This window comes from Corallococcus sp. AB049A (genome assembly GCF_003668885.1).
In the GTDB taxonomy this organism is placed as follows: domain Bacteria; phylum Myxococcota; class Myxococcia; order Myxococcales; family Myxococcaceae; genus Corallococcus; species Corallococcus interemptor.
On sequence record NZ_RAWL01000391.1, the window covers coordinates 1 to 8,132 of the forward strand.

At 70.7% G+C, this 8,132-nt stretch carries 6 protein-coding genes; 3 read left to right on the plus strand and 3 right to left on the minus strand.

Features of this window, described 5'->3' with window-relative positions:
* Nucleotides 1-146: 146 nt before the first annotated feature.
* Both D7X55_RS31070 and D7X55_RS31075 read left to right on the plus strand, forming a co-directional pair.
* Nucleotides 147-1,082 (plus strand): class I SAM-dependent methyltransferase, encoded by a 936-nt coding sequence (locus D7X55_RS31070; protein WP_233610171.1) that lies wholly within the window; start codon nucleotides 147-149, stop codon nucleotides 1,080-1,082.
* Between the two features lie 17 nt (nucleotides 1,083-1,099).
* A complete protein-coding gene (locus tag D7X55_RS31075; protein ID WP_121724957.1) occupies nucleotides 1,100-2,992 on the plus strand; it encodes a hypothetical protein in 1,893 nt (630 codons plus the stop codon).
* A 9-nt stretch (nucleotides 2,993-3,001) separates the two neighbouring features.
* Here D7X55_RS31075 and D7X55_RS31080 read toward each other — a convergent pair whose 3' ends face one another.
* The 3 genes from D7X55_RS31080 to D7X55_RS31090 all read right to left on the minus strand — a co-directional run bounded on the left by D7X55_RS31080 (nucleotide 3,002) and on the right by D7X55_RS31090 (nucleotide 6,836).
* Complete coding sequence (locus D7X55_RS31080; protein WP_121724958.1) at nucleotides 3,002-3,811, minus strand: hypothetical protein; 810 nt, start codon at nucleotides 3,809-3,811, stop codon at nucleotides 3,002-3,004.
* A 101-nt stretch (nucleotides 3,812-3,912) separates the two neighbouring features.
* Entirely contained in the window at nucleotides 3,913-4,602 is a 690-nt protein-coding gene (locus D7X55_RS44885; RefSeq protein WP_233610172.1) for a hypothetical protein, read from the minus strand.
* Nucleotides 4,599-6,836, minus strand: coding sequence for a glycosyltransferase family 4 protein (locus tag D7X55_RS31090; protein WP_120551948.1), 2,238 nt, complete (start codon nucleotides 6,834-6,836; stop codon nucleotides 4,599-4,601). Before D7X55_RS31090 ends, D7X55_RS44885 begins: the two co-directional genes overlap by 4 nt.
* Before the next feature lie 30 nt (nucleotides 6,837-6,866).
* Between D7X55_RS31090 and D7X55_RS31095 the strand changes: the two genes are divergently transcribed.
* Nucleotides 6,867-7,976 (plus strand): glycosyltransferase family 1 protein, encoded by a 1,110-nt coding sequence (locus D7X55_RS31095; RefSeq protein ID WP_120551947.1) that lies wholly within the window; start codon nucleotides 6,867-6,869, stop codon nucleotides 7,974-7,976.
* The last annotated feature ends 156 nt before the right edge of the window (nucleotides 7,977-8,132 follow it).

Here is an 8,132-nt window from a genome sequence, read left to right on the forward strand (position 1 = left end):
GGGAGGGGGGCCTGTGGTCGCGGCGTGTCGCTGGGAGGCCAGCAGCTTAGGGCCTGGAAGCCGCCTGGCGCGACGGACGCCATGGGCCGGACGGGTTCTGCCCGACGTGTTGAGGCGGTGGGCCCCAGCGGCTACGGTGCGCCGCCATGAAGGACAACGCCGCTCGTCGTGCCTCCGAACCGCACCTGGCCCCCGTGCCGGATGCCTGCTACCTGTGCAAGGGAAGGCGCCTGCGGCTGCGTCACCGGGCGCGCGGCGCAGCGCAGTCCCAGGGGGCGGAGGCCTACAACTGCACGTCCTTCGGCCACCGGAGCCACCCGCCCATCTGGGGCTGCGAGGACTGCGGGATGATGTTCCAGTGGCCGCTCCTGTCCCCGGACGTGCTGCTCCAGGCGTACCAGGACGTGGAGGACCCGCTCTACGTCGCGGAGAAGGACAACCGCTACCACACCTTCCGCCGCGTGCTGCGCGAGCTGGGACCGGCCCAGGGCCGCACGCTCCTGGACGTGGGCGCCTACTGCGGCTACTTCCTGGACGTGGCGCGTGAGGCGGGCTTCCGCCCGGAGGGGCTGGAGCTGTCACGCTGGGCCGCCGGCAACGCGCGCGGCCTGGGCTTCACGGTGCACGGCCTCCCCTTGCGGGAGCTGGCGGCGAAGGGGCTGCAGTACGACGTGGTGACGCTCTGGGACGTGGTGGAGCACTTCGCGGATCCGCGCGAGGAGCTGAAGGCGGCGCTCAAGCTTACGCGCCCCGGCGGCCGCATCTACCTGTCCACCATCGACGCGGGCAGCCTGCTGGCGCGCCTGATGGGCGGACAGTGGCCGTGGCTGATGGACATGCACCTGTTCTATTTCGGCCGCCGCACCCTGGCGACGCTGCTGGAGGAGGTGGGCTTCCGCGTCACGGACGTCCGGACGTACACGCACATCATCTCCGCGGACTACCTGCTGCGGAAGGTGGGGGCGAGCTTCACGCCCGCGGCGCCGGTGCTGGACCTGGTGCGGCGCGGTGTGCCGTCCAGCTGGTCCATCCCGTTCAACCTGGGCGACAACATGCTGATGGCCGCCGAGCGGCCCCTCTAGAGTTGTCCCGCGCGCCTATGTCTCCCTTGATGCGGCGGGTGCTGCACCCGCTGGTGCTGCTCACGTTCTTCGCGCTGTCGGCGTTCCACACCTGGCCGCTCGTGTCCCAGATGCAGGGATACGTGATGGGGGGGCGCGAAGACGTCTACATGAACATGTGGCACCTGTGGTGGATGCGGCAGTCCCTCTGGGTGCAGCCGCAGAACCCCTACTTCGCGCCCTTCCTCCACTGGCCGTTGGGCGCCGAGCTGTACTGGCACACGCTGGCGCCGGCGAAGACGCTGTGGGGCGTGGTGCTGCTGCCGTTCATGTCCGTGGAGACGGCGTACAACGTGGTGCTGTTCGGTTCGTTCGTGCTGACGGGCTACACGTCGTGGCTGCTGTTGCGCTACCTGCTGGAGCGCGCGGGGCATGGGCCCTGGCTCGCGGCGGCGGCGGCGCTGGCGGGCGCGTGCGTGTTCAACTTCTCGCGCTACCACCTGACCCACGCGACGGCGCACCTGAACCTCACCGCGCTGGAGGGGCTGCCGCTCTACCTGCTCTGCTTCTTCCGCTGGCTGGACGAGGGCAAGCGCAAGTGGCTGGTGGGGCTGGCGCTGTGCGCGTTGTACGTGTTGCTGTGTGACTATTACTACCTCGTCTACATCGCGCTCTTCTCGCTCCTGTGGGTGGTGGCGGAGCGGTGGAAGCGGGGGCCGCTGCTGGCCGTGGACACGTGGAGGGATCCGCTCGTGCGCCGGGCGGCGATGGCGGGCCTGGCGGCGGGGCTCGCGTGCGTGCCGCCCATGGTGCCGTTGATGCTGCATGCGTTCCCCGCGCCGCTGCAGATCCACCATGGGGACTCCGACTACTTCTCGGACCTGTACGCGTTCTTCGTTCCGGACATGTTGTCGGCGTGGACGCCGGACCTGCCCGCGAAGGCGCGTGAGTTCTCCCAGAACATCATGCGCATGAAGATGTCCGCCAACCTGGAGGAGACCGGCACCTTCCTGGGCTGGCTGACGCCGCTCTTGGCCGTCTTCGCGCTGTGGCGGGGCGTGCCGGAGGGGCGCCGGTGGCTGGGACTGGGGCTGGGCTTCGCGGTGCTGTCCATGGGCACGGTGCTCAACATCGGCCTGGAGGACCGGGTGTCGCCGGTGGTGCTGCTCATCGTCGCCCTGCTGGGGGTGGCGTGGGTGCCCGTGTGGCGGGAGCGGGTGTGGCGGAGGGACGTGCTGCTGCTCCTGGCGCTGGCCGTCTACCTGGCGCTGTCGGAGCCGCTGACGGCGTTCAACGTGCCGCTGAAGGTCCAGATTCCAATGCCCTACGTGGTGTTCAAGCACGTGGTGCCGCTGTTCTCGCGCGGGGGCATGCCGGTGCGCTTCGTGCTGCTCACGCTCTTGTCGTTGTCCGTGCTGGTGGCGTTCGCGGCGGCGCATGCGGGCGCGTGGGCGTCCCGGCGGGATGCGCGGCTGGGCGTGGCGGTGGCGCTCGCGGTGGCGCTGGTGCCCAACGTGGAGTACCGGGGGACGGAGATGCTGATGCCGCGGGTTCCCCAGCTGCCGGCGGTGTTCGATGAGATTCGCGACGCGCCCATGCCGGCGGCGGTGCTGACGGACAACGTGAAGGGCCAGTGGGAGCAGATGTTCCACGGCAAGCCGGTGTCCTACGCCCGGCTGTCCCGGCTGCCGGTGCGGGAGTCGGCGCTGGTGGACTTGCGGCTCATCCGCGCGGCGGAGGGGATGCGCAATGCGTTTGGCACCGTCACGCCAGAGGAGCGCGAGGAGATGCGGCGCTACCTGAAGGAGCACCACTTCAAGTGGTACGTGACGCACTACTTCCACCCCATCCGCCACCAGTTCATCACGGACGAACTGGGAGGAGAGATGGTCCACCAGGACGGCTACGTCACCGTGTACCGCTTCCCCTGAGCATGGCGGTCAGTCGCATTCGGCGTACTCCACGTTCTCGCGCTTCGCGGCGCTCGCGGACACGGTGCTGCCGGTCACGGTCACGGTGACGCGCTCGTCCGCGGACAGCACGGAGCCGCACTCGGCGAAGGCGTTGGCGGCGCAGGAGCGGGTGAGGACCAGCTTGCCTTCGTCCTTCCGCACTTCGACGCTCGCGCCGGTGCAGCGATAGGAGATGGGGCCTGCGCCAGGGTCGTTGCCGCTGACGTCGATGTCGCCCTCGGCATTGTCGGTGGCGAGGACCTCTCCGTCCTTGCCGAAGAGGACGAAGTAGAACCGGGTCCGGGAGATGGATTCGCCGCGTCCGTCTTCGTCGGGGGACTCGGACTCGTCCTGGGTGAACACGCGCACGGTCTCACCCGAGGAGCGCTTGAGGACTTCATCCCTGGCCCGCAGGGGGGACTCCGGCGGCTTGGGACAGGCGAGCTTCTTCGCGGCGACCTTCACGGGGCGGGAGTAGGTCCCCGGGGCGAGCAGCTTGAGGTGTTCGAGGACGGGGGCGGCCTCGTTGGACGCGCAGGTGCCCAGGAGCCAGACCCAGAAGCCGGGCTTGAGGCCCGGGATGGTCTTGCTCTGGACGAGCCTGGGGTGGTCCTCCGGAAGGGTGAGGCCCGTGTTCTCGAGCATCGTCGCGAGGCCGTCCCAGGAGTTCAGCTGGGCTTCGGCTTCGGCCTTGTCCTTGGAGCCCTTCCAGATGAGCGCGCTGGGCTTGTCCGCGGCGTCGGCTTGGAAGGCGCTGGTGAGGGCCAGCAGGCCCAGGACGAGAATGCACGAACGCATGGTGGTTCCCCCTTGCGGTGCGAGACCGCACCGCCCGCCATGCTAGCGCCTCCGCGATTCGCAAGGGCGCCCCGCTGACGAGGGGCGCCACGTTGGGGGCCTCAGCGCTTCTTCGGGCCGCCCTGCTTCGAGCGGGGAGCCTTCGTGGACCGCTCCTTCTTGGAGTGGGCCGGCTTGGACGGACGGCGGCGTGCGTCCGGTGCCGCCGCCTGCGATGACGCGCTGAGGTCGATGCGCGGAGGCGCCGGACGATGGCGCTGCTCCGCGGGTCCTGAAGGCTCGGAGGCTCCCGGCGGCTTCACCGGAAGGTCCCGGGCCTTGCGCCGCGGCTTCGGTGGACGGGCCTGTTCGTCATGTGGCGGCTTGGGCGGCCTGGGGGCTTCCGGGGGCTGGGCCTTCGCGGCCTGGGCCCTCAGCGTGTCCACCTCCTGGCGCAGCCGGATGACCTCCGCGGAGAGCTGCGCGTAGGAGTCCCGCACCAGCCCGTTGAACACGCGCTGCCGCCCCAGGGTTTCGTTGATCAACACCTGGCACGTCTTGCGGAAGGCCCACTTGGCCACGAGCACCGCCTGCCCCATGCCGCCGCGGTGCGTGTGCAGCGGCAGGGCCCGCGTCGTGTCCGCGTTCTCCTCCAGCGCGTGCATGTTGAACGTCAGCGGATCCACGCGCGGCTCCACGCCGTCCTCCGGCACCTCCGCCGGCTCCGACGTGGGCAGCCCGCGCACGCGCAGCCGCTCCTCGATGCGGGCCACCAGGGCCCCCGTGGGAATGTCCCGTCCGAGCAGCTTCATCGGTGTGTCTCCTCCACGATGCGCGCCATCTCTTCCCGGTACATCGCGACCACCTGGGGCCACGTGTGCCGTTGCGCGTAGATGCGGGCCCGCTGGCCCATGGCGTCCCGGGCCTCGCCCACCTCGCGCAGCCCCTCAATGAACGACGCCAGCCCCCGGTACACCCGGCCCGCGCCACTGCGCTCCACCTGTCCCACCAGCACGTCCGACTTCCCGTTCACCAACACCGGCGTCCCCTGCGCGAACGCCTCCAGCGTGAGCAGCGACAGGCTCTCGAACTTGGATGGCACCACCACCGCCAGCGCTCCCGCCAGCGCGTCGTGCTTGTCCTGTTCGGAAATGCGCCCCACGTGCCGCACGCCATCGCCGCTCACGTCCATGTGCGCCTCGCCCGCGAGCACCAGCTCCGGCGCGTCATTGAAGCGAGCGCGCAGCTTGCGGTGGAACTTCAACAGCTCCGGCACACCCTTGCCCGGCTCCAGCCGGCCCACGTACAGCAGGTAGCGGCCGTGCACGCCGTACTTCGCCCGGAAGCGCTCGGGCACCGCCGGCAGCGCGTCCACGCCCACGCCCACCACGCGCGCCCGCGCATGGGCCGGGTGGAAGCGCCCGATCATCTCCACCTCCTCCGGCGTGTTGCACATCAGCACGCGCGGCCGGTTGAACACGTCCCCATAGACGCCGAAGCGGATGGGCGGCTCGTCGTGCGCGGTGGGCACCACCATCGCGCGGTCCGCCACCAGCGGCACGCCCCACGCCGTGGGCGCGTAGAGGTACGTGAAGAACAGGTAGCCGTCGTACGCGTCCTGCGTGGTGGCCAGGTGGTCCAGCAGCCCGGGGGAGAGCGGGCCCTGCTCCGCCACCCACTGCTCCTCGCGCAGCCGTTCGTTGGCGTGGCCGAACAGCTTGCGCGACAGGCCGTTGAACGCGTGGATGTTGCGCGTGCGCGTCACCGGGAAGCGCAGCACCTTCACCCGGCCCACCCGGTCCTCGCCAGGAGGGAAGGTGTTCTCCCACGTCTGGTGGTTCTTCGCGGTGGTCGTCACCACCGTGATGTCCCAGTGCTGCGACAGGCGCTCCGCCACCTGCGCGGCGTGGCTCTCCGCGCCGCCCGTCACCTCGCCGTAGCGCTGCACCACCAGCGCCACGCGCGGCCGCTTCGCCGGGGCCCTGCGCGGACGGGGCGGCGGGGCCACCACGCCCTCCAGCGCGCGCGTGAACGACACCTGCGCGGCGGTGGGGGAGAAGTGCTGGAGCCTGCGCGTCTGGCCGTCGAGCACCGCCTGGCGCAGGTCGCGGTCCTCGGTCAGGTCCACCGCCAGCTCCGCGAGGAACGCGTAGCGCTTCTGGTCGAACGCGATGCCCGCCCCGCCCAGCGTCTCCGGCACCGCCGCCGCCGCGTACGCGAGCACCGGCACTTCGGAGGCCATGGCCTCGATGATGGGCACGCTGAAGCCCTCGTGCTCGCTCATGGAGACGAACACGTCCGCGGAGCGGTACACGGCCACCAGCTGCGGATGCGTCAGGCGCCCCAGGAAGTGCACGCCGCGCAGGTCCTTCATCTCGCGCTGGAGCAGCTTGAAGTAGCGGCTGCCCGGCTCGTAGCCGCCGACAATCAGCAGGCGCGCCTGGGGACGGATGCGCAACAGCTCGCGGTGCAGCGCGAGCAGGTCCTCGAAGCGCTTGTGCGGCATCACCCGGCTCACCGACACCAGGGTGGGGCCGGGCCCGGCCAGCTTCTTCAGCTGCTTCTTGTCCGCCACGGACGCGGCGAAGCGCTCCTTTTCGATGAAGAGCTGCACCGTGTGCACGTTGCGGTGGCCCGCGACGCGCAGCTCCGCGCCGTTGAAGTCCGAGTCCCCGATGGACACGTCCAGGAACGGCGCCATGGCCGCCACCTGCGCGCGGCCCGCCACCAGCGCGTGCTCCAGCGGCGTGTCCCGGTAGAAGCGCGCGGGGCTGATGTTGTGGAACACCACGCCGCGCTTGCAGTCCATGTGCATCAGCCGCCCGGCCAGCGGTGACGCGATGCCGTGGTGGTACAGCACCAGGTCATCCGGCTTCGGCTTCAGCGTGAAGACGTGGCGGGCCAGGCCCTGCAGCCCGCTGGCGACGTCCTCCGCGTAGATGTCCCCCGCATGCCCCATGCGGCGCAGCAGGAGTTGCATGTGCAGCGCGGCCTGACCGGAGGCGTCACCGGGGCCGAAGCTTGGGATCAGCTGATGGACCGCCATGGGGGGCCGTGTGTACCACACGGGCATGGTATGAGGCGGCCCGTGTCGACCCCCGGACCCATCGCCTTCGACGCCACCCTGTGGGACGAGCCCACCACCGGCATCGGCCTCTACACCCGCTGCCTCGCAGAGGCGCTCGAGGCCCAGGGCGTCCCCCTGGTCCGCATGGGCGCGCGCAGGTCCGGCGAACACCCGCGCGGCGTCCAGAAGCGAACGCCGTGGACGCTGGCCACGTTGCCCAAGCTGCTCAAGGCCTCACCGCCGGCCGTCTACCACGCGCTCAGCAACTTCAACCTGCCGCTGCGGCGCACGCCGGGCACCGCCTACGTGCTCACCGTGCACGACCTGGTGCCGTTGGATTTGCCGCACACCGTCTCCGCGCCGTACCGCTGGCAGTTCCGGCTGTGGCTCGCGCGCAGCCTGATGCTCGCGGACCGGCTGGTGTGCATCAGTGAATCCACGCGCCAGGACCTGGTGCGCCGCTTCCCCCAGGTGGAGCCGCGCACCGTGGTGGTGCACAACGGCGTGGACCACGTGAATGCGCCCGCGCTGGACGCGGCCGGCGAGGACTTCCTCCACGCGCTCAACCTGCCGAAGGACTACGTGCTGTACGCGGGCTCGCTCGACGTGCGCAAGAACGTGGGCCTGGTGCTGGAAGCGCAGGAGCGGCTGCGGGCGCAGGGCCGGCCCTTCACGCTCGTGCTCGCGGGGCAGGCCTGGTACGGCTCCGGGCCGGTGGAGACGCGCATCGCCCAGCTGCGCTCGGAGGGGCTGGACGTGCGAGCCCTGGGTTACCAGCCCCCCGCCATCTTCTACGCGCTGATGCGCCGCGCGGCGCTGTTCGTCTTCCCCTCGCGCTACGAGGGCTTCGGCCTGCCGCCCCTGGAGGCCATGCGCCTGGGCACGCCCACGGTGGTGTCCACGGCGGGCTCGCTGCCGGAGGTGTGCGGCGGTGCCGCGCCCGCGGTGGATCCGGACGACGCGGAAGGATTGGCCGCGGTCATCGACCGGCTCTTGCGTTCGCCCGGAGAGCGCCGCGCGCTGTCGGAGGCGGGCCAGCGTCAGGCCTCGAGGTTCACCTGGGCCCGCGCCGCGGAAGGGACGCGGGCCGCCTACGATGCGGCGCTGCGCCACCGGTAGGCATTCAACCGGCCCGGGAAGGGCCCCCTGGAGGAACATGCGACAGCTCGTGTGGAGTGGAATCGTCTGCGGAATGCTGCTCGGGTGCGCGGGGTCGAACGCGGCCCGCAAGGAGGAGGCGCAGGAGCCTGCCCCCACGACGACACAGCAAGAAGC

Coding starts and splice junctions, on each gene's coding strand:
- D7X55_RS31075 (WP_121724957.1), top strand. CDS start 1,100: ATGTCTCCCTTGATGCGGCGGGTGCTGCACCCGCTGGTGCTGCTCACG.
- D7X55_RS31090 (WP_120551948.1), bottom strand. CDS start 6,836: ATGGCGGTCCATCAGCTGATCCCAAGCTTCGGCCCCGGTGACGCCTCC.
- D7X55_RS31080 (WP_121724958.1), bottom strand. CDS start 3,811: ATGCGTTCGTGCATTCTCGTCCTGGGCCTGCTGGCCCTCACCAGCGCC.
- D7X55_RS44885 (WP_233610172.1), bottom strand. CDS start 4,602: ATGAAGCTGCTCGGACGGGACATTCCCACGGGGGCCCTGGTGGCCCGC.
- D7X55_RS31070 (WP_233610171.1), top strand. CDS start 147: ATGAAGGACAACGCCGCTCGTCGTGCCTCCGAACCGCACCTGGCCCCC.
- D7X55_RS31095 (WP_120551947.1), top strand. CDS start 6,867: ATGAGGCGGCCCGTGTCGACCCCCGGACCCATCGCCTTCGACGCCACC.